The organism is Acinetobacter sp. V102_4, from assembly GCF_031799005.1.
In the GTDB taxonomy this organism is placed as follows: domain Bacteria; phylum Pseudomonadota; class Gammaproteobacteria; order Pseudomonadales; family Moraxellaceae; genus Acinetobacter; species Acinetobacter calcoaceticus.
In genome coordinates this window covers 570683-587038 of the sequence record NZ_JAVQNR010000051.1, presented here as the reverse complement: position 1 = coordinate 587038, position 16356 = coordinate 570683, and the positions used below count along the sequence as shown (strand labels likewise).

At 40.6% G+C, this 16356-nt stretch carries 16 protein-coding genes and 1 pseudogene; 10 read left to right on the top strand and 7 right to left on the bottom strand.

The features are described 5' to 3' along the window. Positions 1-672: pseudogene (locus RMB13_RS18610) on the top strand (stress-induced protein); the annotation flags it as partial. A gap of 59 nt (positions 673-731) precedes the next feature. On the opposite strand, the gene RMB13_RS18605 reads toward RMB13_RS18610, so the two are convergent. After that, complete coding sequence (locus RMB13_RS18605; RefSeq protein ID WP_003651181.1) at positions 732-965, bottom strand: hypothetical protein; 234 nt, start codon at positions 963-965, stop codon at positions 732-734. 288 nt (positions 966-1253) lie between these two features. Here RMB13_RS18605 and RMB13_RS18600 point away from each other — a divergent pair, with 288 nt between their 5' ends. Beyond that, positions 1254-1865, top strand: a complete 612-nt coding sequence (locus RMB13_RS18600) for a LexA family transcriptional regulator (protein ID WP_005041445.1) — start codon at positions 1254-1256, stop codon at positions 1863-1865. A gap of 76 nt (positions 1866-1941) precedes the next feature. On the opposite strand, the gene RMB13_RS18595 is transcribed toward RMB13_RS18600, so the two are convergent. Beyond that, the gene (locus RMB13_RS18595) at positions 1942-2553 is read right to left on the bottom strand and encodes a LysE family translocator (protein ID WP_311086018.1); all 612 of its coding nucleotides are present in this window, start codon (positions 2551-2553) and stop codon (positions 1942-1944) included. A gap of 156 nt (positions 2554-2709) precedes the next feature. Between RMB13_RS18595 and RMB13_RS18590 the strand changes: the two genes are divergently transcribed. Further along, positions 2710-3165: an Lrp/AsnC family transcriptional regulator gene (locus RMB13_RS18590; RefSeq protein WP_000376211.1), complete on the top strand. Its 456-nt coding sequence runs from the start codon at positions 2710-2712 to the stop codon at positions 3163-3165. Positions 3166-3224: 59 nt separating this feature from the next. Here RMB13_RS18590 and RMB13_RS18585 read toward each other — a convergent pair whose 3' ends face one another. Next, positions 3225-4841, bottom strand: a complete 1617-nt coding sequence (locus RMB13_RS18585) for a cytosine permease (protein ID WP_004642440.1) — start codon at positions 4839-4841, stop codon at positions 3225-3227. Between the two features lie 195 nt (positions 4842-5036). Here RMB13_RS18585 and RMB13_RS18580 point away from each other — a divergent pair, with 195 nt between their 5' ends. Next, positions 5037-8501 carry an ATP-binding protein gene (locus RMB13_RS18580; protein ID WP_311086017.1) on the top strand — a complete coding sequence of 1155 codons (3465 nt, stop codon included), beginning with the start codon at positions 5037-5039 and terminating at the stop codon, positions 8499-8501. After that, positions 8498-9457 carry a response regulator transcription factor gene (locus RMB13_RS18575; RefSeq protein ID WP_311086016.1) on the top strand — a complete coding sequence of 320 codons (960 nt, stop codon included), beginning with the start codon at positions 8498-8500 and terminating at the stop codon, positions 9455-9457. Before RMB13_RS18580 ends, RMB13_RS18575 begins: the two co-directional genes overlap by 4 nt. 46 nt (positions 9458-9503) lie before the next feature. Here RMB13_RS18575 and RMB13_RS18570 read toward each other — a convergent pair whose 3' ends face one another. After that, positions 9504-10574, bottom strand: coding sequence for an alpha/beta hydrolase (locus RMB13_RS18570; RefSeq protein ID WP_311086015.1), 1071 nt, complete (start codon positions 10572-10574; stop codon positions 9504-9506). A 45-nt stretch (positions 10575-10619) separates the two neighbouring features. Continuing rightward, positions 10620-11096, bottom strand: coding sequence for a cyclophilin-like fold protein (locus RMB13_RS18565; RefSeq protein ID WP_270902276.1), 477 nt, complete (start codon positions 11094-11096; stop codon positions 10620-10622). A gap of 285 nt (positions 11097-11381) precedes the next feature. Here RMB13_RS18565 and RMB13_RS18560 point away from each other — a divergent pair, with 285 nt between their 5' ends. Next, complete coding sequence (locus tag RMB13_RS18560) at positions 11382-12272, top strand: LysR family transcriptional regulator (protein ID WP_311086014.1); 891 nt, start codon at positions 11382-11384, stop codon at positions 12270-12272. On the opposite strand, the gene RMB13_RS18555 is transcribed toward RMB13_RS18560, so the two are convergent. Further along, the gene (locus RMB13_RS18555; RefSeq protein ID WP_311086013.1) at positions 12250-13455 is read right to left on the bottom strand and encodes an MFS transporter; all 1206 of its coding nucleotides are present in this window, start codon (positions 13453-13455) and stop codon (positions 12250-12252) included. The genes RMB13_RS18560 and RMB13_RS18555 overlap by 23 nt on opposite strands. Positions 13456-13716: 261 nt before the next feature. On the opposite strand from RMB13_RS18555, the gene RMB13_RS18550 reads away from it, so the two are divergent. Continuing rightward, positions 13717-14001 carry a GNAT family N-acetyltransferase gene (locus RMB13_RS18550; RefSeq protein ID WP_017390443.1) on the top strand — a complete coding sequence of 95 codons (285 nt, stop codon included), beginning with the start codon at positions 13717-13719 and terminating at the stop codon, positions 13999-14001. Positions 14002-14108: 107 nt separating this feature from the next. On the opposite strand, the gene RMB13_RS18545 is transcribed toward RMB13_RS18550, so the two are convergent. After that, the gene (locus tag RMB13_RS18545) at positions 14109-14222 is read right to left on the bottom strand and encodes a hypothetical protein (protein WP_081407530.1); all 114 of its coding nucleotides are present in this window, start codon (positions 14220-14222) and stop codon (positions 14109-14111) included. Between the two features lie 64 nt (positions 14223-14286). Here RMB13_RS18545 and RMB13_RS18540 point away from each other — a divergent pair, with 64 nt between their 5' ends. From RMB13_RS18540 to RMB13_RS18530, 3 genes are read left to right on the top strand one after another with little or no spacing between them, the layout of a single operon-like run. Next, positions 14287-14946 (top strand): amino acid ABC transporter permease, encoded by a 660-nt coding sequence (locus RMB13_RS18540; protein ID WP_002114214.1) that lies wholly within the window; start codon positions 14287-14289, stop codon positions 14944-14946. Then, entirely contained in the window at positions 14936-15601 is a 666-nt protein-coding gene (locus RMB13_RS18535; RefSeq protein ID WP_311086012.1) for an amino acid ABC transporter permease, read from the top strand. The genes RMB13_RS18540 and RMB13_RS18535 overlap by 11 nt, the downstream gene beginning before the upstream one ends. Before the next feature lie 2 nt (positions 15602-15603). After that, a complete protein-coding gene (locus RMB13_RS18530) occupies positions 15604-16335 on the top strand; it encodes an amino acid ABC transporter ATP-binding protein (protein WP_151744357.1) in 732 nt (243 codons plus the stop codon). Positions 16336-16356 lie beyond the last annotated feature (21 nt).

The following is a 16356-nucleotide window of genomic DNA, read 5'->3' as shown; positions in this document are numbered from 1 at the left end:
GATGACGATCGTGGCCGTTCAGGTGGTCGAGGACGTGGCCGCAGCCGTGATGATGACGACGATGACGATGATCGCGGCCGTTCAAGTGGTCGAGGTCGAGGCCGCAACCGTGATGATGACGAAGATGATGATCGTGGCCGCTCAAGTAGTCGAGGACGTGGTCGTAGCCGTGATGAAGATGATGATGACGATCGTGGCCGTACAAGTGGTCGAGGCCGAGGTCGTAGCCGTGATGACGACGACGATGATGACGATCGTGGCCGCTCAGGTGGCCGAGGTCGTGGTCGTAGCCGTGACGACGATGATGATGACGATCGCGGAGGCCGCTCAGGTGGTCGAGGCCGAGGTCGTAGTCGTGATGACGACGATGATGACGATCGTGGCCGTTCAGGTGGTCGAGGACGTGGCCGCAGCCGTGATGATGACGACGATGACGATGATCGCGGAGGCCGCTCAGGTGGTCGAGGTCGAGGCCGCAACCGTGATGATGACGACGATGATGATCGTGGACGCTCAGGTGGCCGAGGTCGTAGCCGCAGCCGTGATGACGACGATCGTGGTCGGTCAAGTGGTCGAGGCCTTGGTCGCAGTCGTGATGACGATGATTATGATGGTCGTGGACAAAATTCACGAAATCAGAAACGCGATGCCTCTGGACGGTTTACGTCTTAAGCATAGTGTTGTAAAAACAAAGGGGGCTTTTGCCTCCTTTGTTTTTTAATTTATTTACTTTACTGTGGGAGTGGTTGTAGCCCTTTTACAATATCAAGATATTCAGAGCCATTTAACCAAAAAGATTTTTTTAAAAATAGGGTGGTCATAATACTTTCTGCTGCTTCACTTTCCGGATTTTCACAGAAAATTCCATAGCTTTCGCCTAATACCGCATCATTTTCAATGAGGCGGATATAGTAAGCATGTTGCTCATTTGCATAACCTAAAACTGCATCACGTTGATTTTTCATTTCGCATGTCTCCATACCAAAAAACTGAATTTAACCAGAATGTTAAATGTTCAGAATCTCATTTGATAAAAATCATAAAACAGTCAGTAATCAGGACTATCCCATAATAGGTTTTGATTTTCTTCAAATTGCCATTTTGATTTAAACATCCCTGTTAAAAGCAAAATGGATTAAAATCTGATCATGGGATTTATTGTTATGCAAAAAAAAAAATTTCGTCAACTTGAAAATGTAACTTTTTCAAGTTACATTGTCTGTGTAGGATTTGAACGGTGAAATGGAGGCGAGATGTCAAAGAAAAACGAGTTTGAGCATGGCGGTGCCCGTGAAAATGCCGGTCGTAAAGCACAGTTCAATGAACCCACAAAAGTGATTCGTGTTCCTGAGTCTCAAGTGAACTTTATCAAAAATTGGTTACTGAATAATGTCAAAACCGACAACCGGACAGATTTTAGCTCAAAATTGAAGGTTCAACAGGTCCATGCAAACAACGATAAAATTTACCATATTCCTTTAGCTACTGAACGTGTTGCTGCGGGTTTTCCTTCGCCAGCGCAAGATGATATTGAGCAAGCACTCGATTTAAATGAATATTTAATTAGAAATGAAAATGCCACATTTATTGTCAAAGCAAATTCTTTGTCAATGCTAGACGCTGGAATTGATATTGATGATCCGCTTATTGTGGACCGTAGTCTTCCCGCTAAATCTGGTGATATTGTAATTGCGCTTATTGATAATGATTTTACCGTTAAACGTTTAATGATCGATAATAATTACCACCCACCTAAAATTTGGCTAAAAGCAGAGAACTCTGATTATCAAAATATTTATATTGAAGAAGGGCAAGAACTGGTTATTTGGGGAGTCGTGACTTATAACCTCAAACGAATGAGATAAGGCGTTGCTTTCATATTTTATGGTTTTAGTTACTGATCCGAGATAGGGACCAGTAACTCTAAGCTAAGTAATATTTTTAAATTTGCCCAATCAATAAACATGTGGCGATGATTACCATAAGACCACCTGAAAACCGTCCTACTAAGCGTGCTGCCTGTGGTCTGCTTTTTAGAATAGCTTGTGAACCGTAACCTACCATTAAGTAAATAATCGCGCAGCTAATCATGTGGACAACACCAAAAGCAATAATTTGCGTAGTCACCGTCCATGAAGCAGTAGTGTCAATAAATTGAGGAAGCAAGGCTAAAAAGAGTAGAAAAACTTTTGGGTTTAAGCCACTCACATAAATGCCTTTTGTTGCCCAGCTCAACCATGATTGAGCTTTTTCAGACTCAGACTGATTTGGAGTAGGAGGGGTAAGTAATAAATTTATTCCCATCCATAATAAATAAGCAGAACCCGCAACAGTAAGAATCATCAGAGCCGTCGGGTTATTTGCTACAAGCAGACCAACACCAGCTGCTACCAATAAAATCGTAATAAAGTGCCCCAATAGCATACCTGCAACGGCAGGTACGACGACTTTGCCTTTAATTCCTGCCGAGATGGCATAGGCCCAGTCTGCCCCAGGAGTAATAATAAAAAGAATGGAGACACTCCAAAATGCAATAAAAATGTTAAAAGCCATATGCTTATCTCGGCAAAATATTTTCCAAAGGTTTCGCTCGTGGTTTAGAAAAAATTCCTATTCATTCGAACTTGTTGAAAATAATATGCTCATGTATTTAGAATGTGCTTTTAAATGTTTGCTCATATCACACTCATTTGGGGTAAATTTTTCTAAATGGATCGCACAGATAAAAAGATTCTTGCTGAATTGCAGTTAAATGGCCGATTATCTATTACTGAATTGGCAGAAAAAGTAGGCTTAAGCATTTCACCATGTCATCGACGAGTGAAGGCTTTAGAGGAGTCAGGAGCCATCAAAGGCTACAGGGCGGAACTCGACCCAAACTTAGTGGGATTTGAGTTTTCAGCGATTGTTTTTATTACGCTTAAAGAAGGTGATAAGCAGGCAGTTGAGAAGTTTGAAAATGCCGTGATTGATATTCCGCAAATCATTCAGGCTCAGCGCTTATTTGGTGAGCCAGACTATTTGCTGCATGTGGTGGCTAAAGATTTACCCGCTTTCCAACGGCTATATGATGAAAAGTTATCGGCTATTCCGAGCGTACAGCGGCTCATCTCAACCATTGTGATGAAAGATGTCGTGCCTGAACGTTTATTTCCGATTGGCTAAAATTTTTAGGGATAAAAAAAGAAGCTTTTTAAAGCTTCTTTTTTAGTCTTAAGGATATTTTAGGTATCAAGTGTTTTACACAAAGAGCAGATGGTGCCGTTATGTTTATGAGAGAACATAATATCTGGACGCTCGTAACCTTCTTCACATACACGGCAGTGGTAAACTGTTGCAACTGGTGTACCTTCAGCGTCAAAACGTGGTTCTTTAATGCCGTCATCATGTGACTTGATGTAGTATTTTCCTTTGGTTAATAAGCCCATGATTGGTGTTAATACAAAGGCAAGTACAAGCGCGATAAGCGGTGAGTAAGGAGCCAAGAAACTACCAAGTAATCCGAAGAATGCGGCAATCGATAGTCCTGCTGACACAAGGAATGCAACCATACCAACAGGGTTTACGTTGTATAGCATGTCACGACGATATTCTGGTTCTTTTGGTGAAAGCTTTAAAACATATTTGTTGATTGAAATGTCTGTTGCAACAACCACAACCCACGCAATCGCAAAGTTTGAATAGAACCCTAAGATTTTACCGAGTACTGCAAACATGTTGCCTTCCATTAAGGCAAGGGCAATTGCCAAGTTCACCATCACAAAGACAATACGACCCGGATAATGTTTGCTAATACGAGTGTAGGCACTTGTCCAAGCAAGGGAACCAGAGTAAGCATTGGTCACGTTAATTTTAATTTGAGAAATGACCACCAAAATAACCGCAAGTGTTAGAGCAGCCCAGCCCGGAAGCATGTCATGAAAGGCTGCATTAAATTGTTGAACAGGCTCAGTACTGTTTACACCCGGTAATTTTGTTAATAAGTAGAAACCTAAAAATGCCCCAATAATTTGTTTGATTGCCCCTAAAATTACCCAACCTGGACCTGCTGAAATCACAGCTGCCCACCATGCTTTACTATTTTCTTTTGTTTTAGCCGGCATGAAGCGCAAGTAGTCAATTTGCTCACCGATTTGCATAATCAAAGACAGGCATATACCAGCACCTAACATGATCGCGGCCATATCTACAGTCGCAAAACCCTCTTTACCTGTAAAAGTAGCAAACTGGCTGACTAAGGTTGGTTCTTGGTAAATCAGATAGGCCACAGGACCAATCATGAGAATGAGCCAAAGGGGAGTTGTCCATACTTGTAATTTACTCAAGGCTTTCATGCCGTAAATCACCAACGGAATCACCATAACGGTCGAGATGAGGTAGCCTGCCCAAAGCGGAATACCTAAACCGAGTAATAACCCTTGCGCCATGATTGAACCTTCAAGGGCAAAGAAAATAAATGTGAAACTGGCGAAAATGATACTGGTGAGGACTGATCCGATATAACCGAAACCTGCGCCACGGGTAATCAAGTCGAGGTCGATGTTATAACGTGCTGCGTAGTAGGCAAGAGGAATACCAGTTAAGAAGATAATAATTGCTGCAAATAAAATGGAGAAAACCGCATTGGTTGTTCCATAAGACATACCAATACTGGCGCCAATAGAAAAGTCAGCAAGATAGGCAATACCACCAAGTGCAGTAATAGCAACAACTTTGGGGCTCCAGCGCCGAAAGCTATGTGGAGCATAACGTAAAGTATAATCTTCTAAGGTTTCATTCACTGCTTTTTGTGAATCTGTACCTTGCACAGTGTCCAGATTTGGATGTTCAGATACACTCATAACATCAATCTCCCAATCATTTTCGGTCAATCAACACAAATATTGATCATTGTTTTTTGATGGTTTTGAGTGTGTGATTTTTGGGAAAAATTGAAAATACGTTATTTTGCGTATATGTACGTATTAGAAGAAATTGCGATGATAATTGACTTTTGGCATAAGGATTGCTGGGTTTAATGCAGCCACAAGCCAAACATGAGTGTTATGCCAGATTCTTCACGCCCCCAACAAGCCCCACAACGTGTGATCAAAACGCGCCGTGAATATAATATTTGGGTGGCAGATGAAAGTATCGAAGATTATGCGCTCCGTTATGCGCCCACATCAGTACGTAAATGGTCGCCTTGGACCGTTACCAATACCGCAATTTCGACAGTTAGCTTCTTGGCTATGGAAGCCATTGGAGCGACCATGCTTTGGCAGTATGGCTTTAGCAACGCACTGTGGGCGGCAATAGTCGTATGTACCATCATATTTTTAACCAGTTGGCCGATTAGTTACTACGCTGCAAAATATAATGTTGATGTCGATTTGCTTACTCGTGGTGCAGGTTTTGGCTACATTGGCTCGACCATTACTTCTCTGATTTATGCCAGTTTTACCTTTATTTTACTTGCATTTGAAGCCGCAATCATGGCGATGGCACTTGAGCTTGCACTTGGCATTCCACAAGTTATTGGTTACTTAATTTCTGCATTAGTGATTTTGCCTTTAGTGGTCAAAGGTATTGGTTTTATTAATAAAGTTCAGGCAATCACACAACCAATTTGGCTCTTGTTGCTGTTGTTACCTTGGTTTTTTGTACTTTGGAAACAGCCACAAATTTTAAGTAGTAGCTTGCATTTTGTTGGTGCGGTTTCAAACTCGACCGATTTTAATCTGTATTACTTTGGTGCAGCGTGCACCCTTATTTTTTCATTTGTGATCCAAATTGGTGAGCAAGCCGACTATTTACGCTTCTTACCGCAACAAGAACAGAATAGAACCGCATGGCTTTTTGCCGTTTTTTTAGGTGGTCCATCTTGGATTATTTTTGGGTTTCTCAAAGTTTTAATGGGCATGTTGCTGATGGTTTTGGCTTTTCAGCTGTTTATTCCTGTCTCTGAACTAGACAATCCGACGTATCTGTATTGGGTTGCCTATCAACAATTTATTCCAAATCCGCAGCTTGCTTTAATTCTCACGTTGGCACTTGTTTGCTTGGCACAAATTAAAATTAATATGACCAATGCCTACGCTGGCTCATTGGCATGGTCAAACTTTTTTGCCCGTTTGACTCATAGCCATCCGGGGCGAATTGTCTGGCTTCTTTTTAACGTTTTTATTGCCATTGTTTTGATGGAAATGGGTATTAGCCATGCGGTCGAGCGCATTTTGGGACTATATAGCAATATCGCTTTGGCATGGATTGGCGCTGTTGTTGCCGATTTAATTATTTGTAAACCTTTAGGTCTAAGCCCTAAGGGAATTGAATTTCGCCGTGCTTATTTATATGACATCAATCCTGTAGGTGTGGGTGCCTTACTGATTGCTTCAGTGCTATCGATGCTTAGCTATTTGGGCTTTTTCGGATTAATGGCGAAAGGTTTGGCGAGTTTTATTGCGCTGGGAAGTGCGATGTTATGTGTTCCTATCATTGCTTACTTAACCAAAGGTAAATATTACATTGCACGCCAGCCTGAAAAAATTCAGGCAACTTTGGTTGCAAACTGTGTTGTATGTGAAAGGGACTATGAACTTGCCGATATGGCGGGCTGTCCAGCCTATAGCGGTACGATTTGCTCTCTATGCTGTTCACTTGAAGCACGCTGCCACGATTTATGTAAACCCGATGGACGTTGGTCGGTGCAACTTAAAAAAGCCATCTGGCATTATTTACCAGAACGTTGGGCCAGTCGTTTAAATAGTCGGGTCAGTTTATATTTATTAATGACTTTAGGACTTTCTATTGTTTTGGCGGTGAGTTTAAGTCTGGTTTATATCCAAGAAAAAGCTTATTTAGAAACGATTAATGCTGAAGGAGTTCCTCAGCTATTTACGCTATTTGTCAAAATTTACACCATCTTGTTTTTATTAATGAGCGTTGCGGCATGGTGGTTGGTACTAAACGATGAAAGCCGCCGTAATGCTGAAATCGAGACACATCAACAAACAGCATTATTGATTGATGAAATTGCTGCGCATGAAGTCACTTCGAAAGACCTGCAAGATGCCCGAATTTCAGCAGAACGAGCAAATGATGCAAAAAGCCGTTATGTCATTGGAATTAGCCACGAACTACGAACACCTCTAAATAGTATTTTGGGCTATAGCCAATTACTTCAAAAACAAGAGCAGCTCTCGGAACAAGGCAAAATGGCGCTCGGGGTGATTAGCCGTAGTGGGCAACATCTAACTTCACTGATTGACGGTTTACTAGATTTAGCACGAATTGAAACGGGCAAAATTTCTTTAAATGGGGTGGATGTGCATTTTCCAAATTTTATAGAACAGATTATTCAAATGTTTCAGCCACAGTTTGAACAGAAGAATTTACAGTTTGTTTATGAAATTGGAGAAAACCTACCGCACTATGTTCGTACCGATAAAAAACGCTTAGAGCAAGTACTCATTAATTTGCTGGGCAATGCTTTAAAGTTTACGACGAGCGGCACAATTACTTTGAAAGTCGAATATCGTTTTCAAACGGCCTATTTTGAAATTAGAGATACAGGTTGTGGCATTGCAGAAGCGGATTTAGAGCGAATATTTAATCCGTTTGAACGAGGCAGTAATGTGGTTCAGGGTGGCTTTACTGGAACAGGGCTCGGACTACCGATTGTAAAATTATTGGTCGATTTACTTGGCGGGCAGCTATCTGTGAGTAGCCAACTCAATCAAGGTTCACAGTTTAAAATTAAATTTTATTTGCCTTCAAAAGAGGTGGTTCATCCAATTTCTAATGTTTATTCCAACCAGATTACGGGCTATCAAGGCGAGCGAAAACGAATTTTGGTTGTCGATAATGAAGCAGTTGACCGCGGCTTAGTTGCTAATTTTCTAAAACCTTTGGGTTTTATTATTGAAGAAGCCGAGTCGGGCATTGATTGTTTAAGACGTGTTCCTATTTTTCAGCCTAACCTGATTTTAATGGATTTGAATATGCCCTTGATGGGCGGGTGGGAAACTGCACGGTTATTACGTCAAAATAATATTACCAATGTGCCTATTTTAATTATTTCAGCCAATGCAGGCGAACGTGAGGTCAATCCACAAGATGCGGTGTTAAGTGAAGACTTTATGCTAAAACCAATCGACCTCAATTTGTTGCTGAGTAAAATTGGAGACAAGTTAGGGCTAGTGTGGATTGATTCCAAATCAGCTTCATCAGAAGAAAATAATGTGGTTCAAGCACTGGATGTAAAGACGTATAAGCAAGAAAAAGTCACTGTTTATACACCAACAAGACTACCAGAAAACAATGGCCCACAAGATTTAACTCAAGCCTTGCAGCAACTAGATGACTTGATTGGGCAAGGCTATATTCGAGGTATTCAACAGACTTTAACGCATTGTTGTCAAGATTTTCCGGAGCATGACGAGTTATGGGAACAGCTTGAACAGGCTATTCAAAAATTTGATTTAAAACACGCCCAACGATTAATTCAGGATAAGCAATGAGTACGCAACAAGTTTCTTTTCAGCAAGCTTCAACAACTGAGCAGGCTGTTATTCTGATTGTGGATGATGTGCCGGAAAATCTGGGCTTGTTACATGAAAGTCTGGATCAGGCAGGGTATCGTGTGCTTGTAACAACGGATGGGTTAAGTGCAATTGAAATCGCGCACCGATGCTTACCCGATATGATTTTGCTTGATGGAAATATGCCACATATGGATGGTTTTGAAAGTTGTATACAACTTAAAGCAAGTCCAATTACTCAGTTTATTCCCGTCATTTTTATGACAGGCTTATCCGAAACAGAGCATATTGTGCGTGGTTTTCAGGTCGGTGGGGTAGACTACGTAACAAAGCCACTGAATATTGAAGAAGTATTAGCAAGAGTAAAAACGCATTTGGCGCATGCCAAACTATTGCAGCAACAAAAACAGGTCATTGACGCAACTGAAACTGCCATTCTTGCTCTAGATGTTCAAGGTAAAATTGTTTGGAAAACCCAAAAAGCCAGCGATTTATTGAATCAATATTTGCCGGAAATAGAAGGCTTTGAGGCAGGTTTAAAAGCTTGGTTTTCAGACTTGGAACATGAAAAAGACCCAAAAAAATTAACCAGCTGTTCTTATTCAACGCCATCTCAGCAATTACAGCTTTTATTACTCACACCGTGGCAATCTGAACCAAGTGTGGCGAAAAATTATCTTATACAGATTAAGACTTCTACGCCTGCATTAGACGTCGCTGATATCTTAAAATATTGCCCACAGTTGACTCAGCGTGAAGCAGAAGTCATGCACTGGTTATTGTTGGGGAAAACCAATAAAGATATTGCGGAAATTTTGGAGCTTAGCCCGAGGACGGTAAATAAACATTTAGAGCATGTTTTTGAAAAACTTTGCGTTGAAAACCGAACCGCTGCCGTGGCGCATATTAATAGTCTGGTACAAGAGTTTCATTAAGTTAATTAAAAAGCTAGAGGCCCGTGCTGAGCCTCTATCATGCCTCTTATTTCAAGTTTTGTTTAAAGAAACTAGTTAATCTATCAAATGGAATGAGATCGACACGATCGTATAAATCAACATGTCCCGCACCTTTAACATAGTAAAGTTCTTTAGGTTGGCCTGCGAGTTTATAAGCTTCTTCACTAAACTCTTTTGAATGAGCCTGATCACCTGTAATAAACAGCATTGGGCGTGGTGAGATGGTTTCGATATCGTTAAATGGATAGAAGTTTAAAAATTTGACATTACTTGTTAGTGTTGGGTGGGTTGTAAGGTCTTTTGATGAACTTTTCGGCGTATATTCTCCGCGTGGAGTACGATAAAAATCATAAAATTCACGTTGGATCGGATGTGTATCTGCCGTTAACTCATGCGTAGTGCCGCTGGTATATTTTTTTTCACCGCCTGTGAACTCGACATAACGTTGCGCAGCCGCTTCAGCAATAATTTGCTTTCTTTGCTCTAAGGTTTGTGAGTGACGTAAGCCATTGCGGTTCGCAGCTCCCATATCATACATACTGACAGTGGCAATTGCCTTCATACGAGGGTCAATTTTTGCTGCGCTAATAACGAAACTTCCACTTCCACAAATGCCGAGTACGCCAATACGTTCACGGTTAATAAAGGATTGTGTTCCTAAATAATCTACAGCCGTACTAAATGCTTCTGCGTAAATGTCAGGTGCAACTACATTTCTGGGTTGGCCCGCGCTTTCACCCCAAAATGATTGATCAATTGCCAAGGTTACAAAACCTTGTTCAGCCAGTTTCTGTGCATAAAGCATAGAACTTTGTTCTTTCACGGCTCCCATTGGGTGACCAATTACAATAGCGGGGGCTTTTAGTTTTTTATTTAAGTTCTTGGGGATAACCAGATTACCGACTATATCCATGTTGTATTGATTTTTAAAAGTGACTTTCTGAATAGTCACTTGCTGACTTTGATAAAAGTTATTCGCGCCGTTAGTCATGTCTGCTGCCATAGCTGAGGTTGAGGAGAATAAACCAATTGTTGCAGCGCAAATTGCCGCTGCTGTATGGGTTTTAAGCTTTTTAAATAAGGGAGATGTAGTCATGGATACCTCAATTTAAATAATTTGAATGGGTGAATTTGCTCATGCTTATTTCATTTGGGAAATTGAAATTTTGATGGGTTGTTTTTGCTTGAACTCTTGGGGAATAGCCTCAAGTTTCCCAAGCAAAATAAGACCATTTGCATACCCAACAGTTGAGTCTTTATAGAAAAAAGCCAGATTACCCCAAGGGGCGTAATAGGTAAGATCACCAGCTTGTCCTGCATAGCCATTGGGTGCATTCTGTGTAGTTAGCTTGGTATGTAGGTTGGCTATTTTTTCAGTAGAGTCATAATCTTTAAGGGTTAATGTCAACGGAAGCTGCTTGGCAAAATCTTGAACTGTCGGTGTCATGGGTAATGTTGCAAATAGTGGTTGCTTTGATCCCTCAATATCAATACGGATTTTCATCATCGATAACCTTTGTTGATTGTCGCCCGTAGGCCTTGTGGCATAAGAGATAGATATGGCTGAAAACGAGAAAAAGATGCTGAGTAAAGCGAGAAAAAACTTCTGAGTAGCCATATCGAAGAACCTCATTTCTTTAAGAGAGCGCACTTAAATGCAGAGAAGTTATTCAATTTCTAGCGTAAAGGTATGAGCTGAATTTATTAATTTTTGATAATAATAAAATCAGGTACTTTTTATGCTTGAGCTCCTCTAAATCTTGATACTCACTGCTTGATATAGAGTTTAATAAATCCTCTTTATAATGATTAGCCTAAAAAACAAACATGGACTTATGAGCAATATTCATAAATAGTTTTATCATTTATAATTAAATTAAACCGTGAAAAGAGATAAAAGCAGATGATAAACAAAGAAAACTATAATGATCTTTATGCTTTTTTAATGGTGGCTCGAGAAGGGAGTTTTACGAAGGCCGCAGGAAAAATGGGAATTTCGCAGTCTGCGCTAAGCCATACCATTCGTGGTTTAGAAGAGCGTTTAGGGATGCTACTTCTGACCCGAACCACACGAAGTGTTTCGCCGACAGCCGCGGGTGAAAGGTTAAAGCAAACCATTAGCGCCAGCTTTGACCAGATTGATAATGAATTATCGCTTTTAACATCATTTCGGGATCAACCCGCTGGTACGGTTCGTATTAATGCCAGTAGCCATGCAATACGGGAAGTGCTTATTCCAAAACTTGAAAAGATTGCTGGTGATTATCCTGATGTGCAAGTTGAGCTAGCGGCCAATAGCGGCATGGTGGATATTGTTGCAGAGCGATTTGATGCAGGAGTTCGTTTTGGAAGTCGTGTAGCAGATGGCATGATTGCGGTACGTATTAGCGCAGATGTCAAAATGGCGGTGATTGCAACGCCACAATATTTTGAGAAATATGGGATCCCTACAACCCCCAAAGATCTGGTTAATCATCAATGTATTGCCTTTCGTTTAACGACCCAAGGCAGTGTGTATGCATGGGAGTTTTTGAAGGATGGACAAGAAACAAAAATCAAAATTCAAGGACAATGGATATTTAATGAAAGCTACGATATTGTCGAGGCGGTTAGAGCGGGATTTGGATTGGCTTACATTCCGCAAGAGCTGATCCAACAAGATCTCGATCAAGGCAAACTTGTTCAGGTATTGGAAGAGTACAGTATCCAGTTTCCTGGATACCACCTGTACTATCCACATCGTAGACAGCTTTCGCCTGCATTAAGGTTGGTTATTGATGTGTTGCGTGAGTAGCACTTCGCCATGTAATAAAAGCAATGATAGCACCCAATAACAACATAATAGCGCTCATATAAAACGTAGCACTATAGCCATGCGAGTCATATAACAAGCCGCCTAAAGTTGCACCTAAAGTAATTGCAAATTGGATAATCGCAACCATCAAACCGCCACCAACCTCAGTATCTTGATGCAACGTCTGTGCAAGCCATGTGTTCCATGCGACAGGCGCCGAAGTTCCAATAAAGCCCCATAAACCCATTAATATTGCAACCAACCACAAGTGCTGACCACCAAGCACGAAGGCATAAGCAGTGCTTGCCATCATTAAAGGAATAAGGATGAGGTAGCGATAGACATGTTGATGAAGAATAAAACTAATCACGAATGTACCAACTAAACCCGCGATACCTAATATGAGTAATAAAATGGATAACATGGCCGCATCGACATGACTGACGGTTTCTAGAAATGGGCGTAAGTAGGTAAATAGCGCAAATTGCCCCATAAATAGCAATAAAATCCCTGTCATGCCATAAAACACAATCGGACGTTTGAGTAGTCCAAAGGGATTTTTTGACTTTTCAACAGACATCATTGCTGGAAGAGCGGGCATACTTTTAAATTGCCATACAAGCGCAATAATCGCGATAGGAACGATACAGAAGAACGCACCGCGCCAGCCAATGATTGAACCTAGAAAACTTCCTAAAGGTGCTGCAATTGTGGTGGCTAGAGCATTGCCACCATTTAACAGACCGAGTGCTTTGGGTACTGACAGAGGTGGAACAAGTCTCATCACAATCGAAGTCGACATGGCCCAAAAACCACCAATCACTGCACCTAAAATTGCACGACCCACCATGAATAATGCAGCAGAGTGAGCAAATGTAATCAGCATGCCAGAAACGATCATGAGTAGGGTAAGTAACAGCATGATATGACGGCGATCCCATGTCTTAAATACACGGCTAATAGTTAAGCTGGTTACCACAGCAAAAATGCCTGAAATTGCGATTGCCTGACCGACTTGGCCTTCACTCATATTTAAATCTGAAGAGATTGGTGTGAGTAAACTTACGGGCATGAATTCTGAGGCAATTAATACTGCACAGCATAGTGACATTACAAATACAGCACCCCATGCTGGTGTGCTATTCTCATGTGTATCTTGCTCAATTTGATGAAAAGAAGACATAAAAGTTCCGACTTTAAAACCGTTAAATGTTCATAAAAGAAACGAACAAATCTGGTTGCAGAGCTTATCAGCAAGGGTTTGAAAGGATTAGGCCTAGAATTACGAATAGAATTATGAGTTTTATGCATGAATTGTCTTTAAAAAGCATACAGACTCGCTGCTAAAAACAGGCTATTTTTTTACACTTAGATTTGTTCTTATAGTTCAAGATATACAAAGTCATTTTTAAATAAATATGAGTCGTAAGAAGAGGAATTTATTGTGAATATTCAACAAAAAGATGATACAAAACACGGTAGCTTTAGTTTACTTGATGGTGAAACCGTTGCAGGTGAAATGACTTATACATGGGCAGGCGAAGGCATGCTGATTATTGATGCCACAGATGTGAATGAAAATTATCGGGGACAGGGAGTAGGTCGCCAATTACTGGATGCTTTAGTTGCTTTTGTTCGCGAAAAAGAAGTGAAAGTGATTCCGCTTTGTCCATATGCAAAATCGGTATTTGATAAAGATCCAAGCATTGGTGATGTCCTCAGAAAATAAGCTATACACTGAGAGTTATTTCATAAAAATCGGACGTTGGTGTCCGATTTTTTTTATGGGTTTTTTTATTATATAGACTGTGATGAACATGTTTTAAGCGGTTATATTCAACTGATTTGAATGCTTTCGATTGCCAAATCAAATTTATCAAACTTATAGAAAAGCTTATCTAATAAAAATAGTTTTAGACCACTTGGGAAAAAAATAAACTCGGTACACAAATATTTGATCGCTGATTAGAGCTAAATATTTATAACGTTTTAATATTATTTTTTGGAATTTTCCTTGAACTGGCAGTATATCCATAGTGTGTTGCCGCAATTTTTCTCTGCAACTTTGACCACGCTGAAAATTTCAATTATCAGCATTATTCTGGCCATTATTGTAGGACTAATTTGCAGCATTTTAATCACATATCGCGTGCGGGTACTAAATAGAATTGCCCAGTTCTATATTGAGTTATCTCGAAATACCCCTCTATTAATTCAACTATTCTTTTTGTATTACGGTTTGCCAAAACTTGGCATCAAAATCGATGGTTTTGCTTGTGGTGTGATTGGGCTGACATTTTTAGGCGGAAGCTATATGGCAGAAGCTTTTCGAGCGGGGCTACAGTCTGTTGCAAAAGGGCAGATTGACTCTGCAAAAAGTATTGGTCTGCAACCGATTCAAATTTTTAGATATGTCATTTTTCCTCAAGCGCTTGCTATTTCAATTCCAGCAATTGGAGCAAATTGTCTATTTTTAATTAAAGAAAGTTCTGTGGTGAGTGCGATTGCTGTCGTTGAGCTGCTTTTTGTCACCAAAGACTTAATTGGCATGGATTATAAAACAACAGAAGCTTTGTTCTTATTAATCATGGCTTATCTGATTATTTTATTGCCCGTTTCTATTCTAACCAGTTATCTGGAACACAGAAGCCGGAAGGTGAGCCATGGAACTTGATTATTTATTTCAGGCGAGTCATCTCGAACGTTTAATGTGGGGACTCTGGGCAACCGCAAAAATTGCTTTTATTTCAGTATTTTTCTCTGCGATTTTAGGCACGGTTTTAGGCGTTATTATGACTTCTAAAAACATAGTCGTTAAAGCACTGTGCCGTGTTTATTTAGAAGCGATTCGAATTATTCCGATTTTGGTTTTGCTTTTTGTTTTTTATTTCGGTTTTGCCACATGGTTTAACTGGCAGTTTTCTGCGATGTGGGTGTGTGTTGTTGTATTTGTTTTGTGGGGCACGGCTGAAATGGGCGATTTGGTCCGTGCAGCCATTACCTCGATCGATCAGCATCAACGCGATTCTGCCTATACGCTTGGACTGACTAATGTTCAAGCATTGGTCTACGTTATTTTTCCGCAAAGTCTAAAACGAGTAACACCAGGCGCGATTAATTTATTTACCCGAATGGTGAAAACCAGCTCTTTGGCAGTTCTGATTGGGGTGGTTGAGGTCATTAAAGTGGGCCAGCAAATTATTGAAAATTCGCTTCTGACTGTGCCGAGCGCCTCGCTTTGGATTTATGGCTTTATTTTTATTTTGTATTTTCTGATTTGCTATCCCTTATCTCGTTTGGCGGCACATCTAGAAAAGGTCTGGGAGTAATTATGCCTTTGTTATCGATACAACAATTACAGAAATCATTTGCACAAAGTCATATTTTACAGGGCATTGATCTGGATGTAGAACAAGGAGAGGTGGTTGTTATTTTAGGCCCATCGGGCTGCGGTAAAAGTACCTTACTGCGCTGTATTAATGGATTAGAACCAATTCAAGGTGGTGAGATTCGATTAACAGGTTCGGGTGTGTTGGGTAAAGATGTTGACTGGACTAATGCTCGTCAAAAAATTGGCATGGTTTTTCAAAACTATGAGCTGTTTGGGCATATGAACGTCATTGACAATATTTTGCTTGGACCACTCAAAGTGCAAAAACGCCGACGTGATGAAGCTGAACAAGTTGCAGATGAGTTGTTAAAGCGCGTCGGACTCTTTGAACGAAAACTTGATTATCCGCGACAACTTTCCGGTGGACAAAAGCAGCGTATCGCCATCGTCCGTTCACTGGTCATGCAACCTAAAGTCATTTTGCTCGATGAAATTACCGCTGCGCTTGACCCAGAAATGGTCAGAGAGGTGCTTGATGTAGTACTCAAGTTAGCGAATGAAGGAATGACCATGTTGATTGTGACTCATGAAATGTCTTTTGCCCGAAAGGTTGCCGACCGCATTATTTTTATGGATAAGGGCAAAATTATTGAACAGGCATCACCTGAAGAATTTTTTGAACAGCCGAAAACAGAACGAGCTAAAACCTTTTTAAATATTTTGTCGTACTAAATTTTTATTATTTGAATCATG

Excerpts from the sequence above, each read along its gene's own strand:
- RMB13_RS18605 (WP_003651181.1), bottom strand. The coding sequence starts at position 965 with ATGAAAAATCAACGTGATGCAGTTTTAGGTTATGCAAATGAGCAACAT.
- RMB13_RS18600 (WP_005041445.1), top strand. The coding sequence starts at position 1,254 with ATGTCAAAGAAAAACGAGTTTGAGCATGGCGGTGCCCGTGAAAATGCC.
- RMB13_RS18595 (WP_311086018.1), bottom strand. The coding sequence starts at position 2,553 with ATGGCTTTTAACATTTTTATTGCATTTTGGAGTGTCTCCATTCTTTTT.
- RMB13_RS18590 (WP_000376211.1), top strand. The coding sequence starts at position 2,710 with ATGGATCGCACAGATAAAAAGATTCTTGCTGAATTGCAGTTAAATGGC.
- RMB13_RS18585 (WP_004642440.1), bottom strand. The coding sequence starts at position 4,841 with ATGAGTGTATCTGAACATCCAAATCTGGACACTGTGCAAGGTACAGAT.
- RMB13_RS18580 (WP_311086017.1), top strand. The coding sequence starts at position 5,037 with ATGAGTGTTATGCCAGATTCTTCACGCCCCCAACAAGCCCCACAACGT.
- RMB13_RS18575 (WP_311086016.1), top strand. The coding sequence starts at position 8,498 with ATGAGTACGCAACAAGTTTCTTTTCAGCAAGCTTCAACAACTGAGCAG.
- RMB13_RS18570 (WP_311086015.1), bottom strand. The coding sequence starts at position 10,574 with ATGACTACATCTCCCTTATTTAAAAAGCTTAAAACCCATACAGCAGCG.
- RMB13_RS18565 (WP_270902276.1), bottom strand. The coding sequence starts at position 11,096 with ATGGCTACTCAGAAGTTTTTTCTCGCTTTACTCAGCATCTTTTTCTCG.
- RMB13_RS18560 (WP_311086014.1), top strand. The coding sequence starts at position 11,382 with ATGATAAACAAAGAAAACTATAATGATCTTTATGCTTTTTTAATGGTG.
- RMB13_RS18555 (WP_311086013.1), bottom strand. The coding sequence starts at position 13,455 with ATGTCTTCTTTTCATCAAATTGAGCAAGATACACATGAGAATAGCACA.
- RMB13_RS18535 (WP_311086012.1), top strand. The coding sequence starts at position 14,936 with ATGGAACTTGATTATTTATTTCAGGCGAGTCATCTCGAACGTTTAATG.
- RMB13_RS18530 (WP_151744357.1), top strand. The coding sequence starts at position 15,604 with ATGCCTTTGTTATCGATACAACAATTACAGAAATCATTTGCACAAAGT.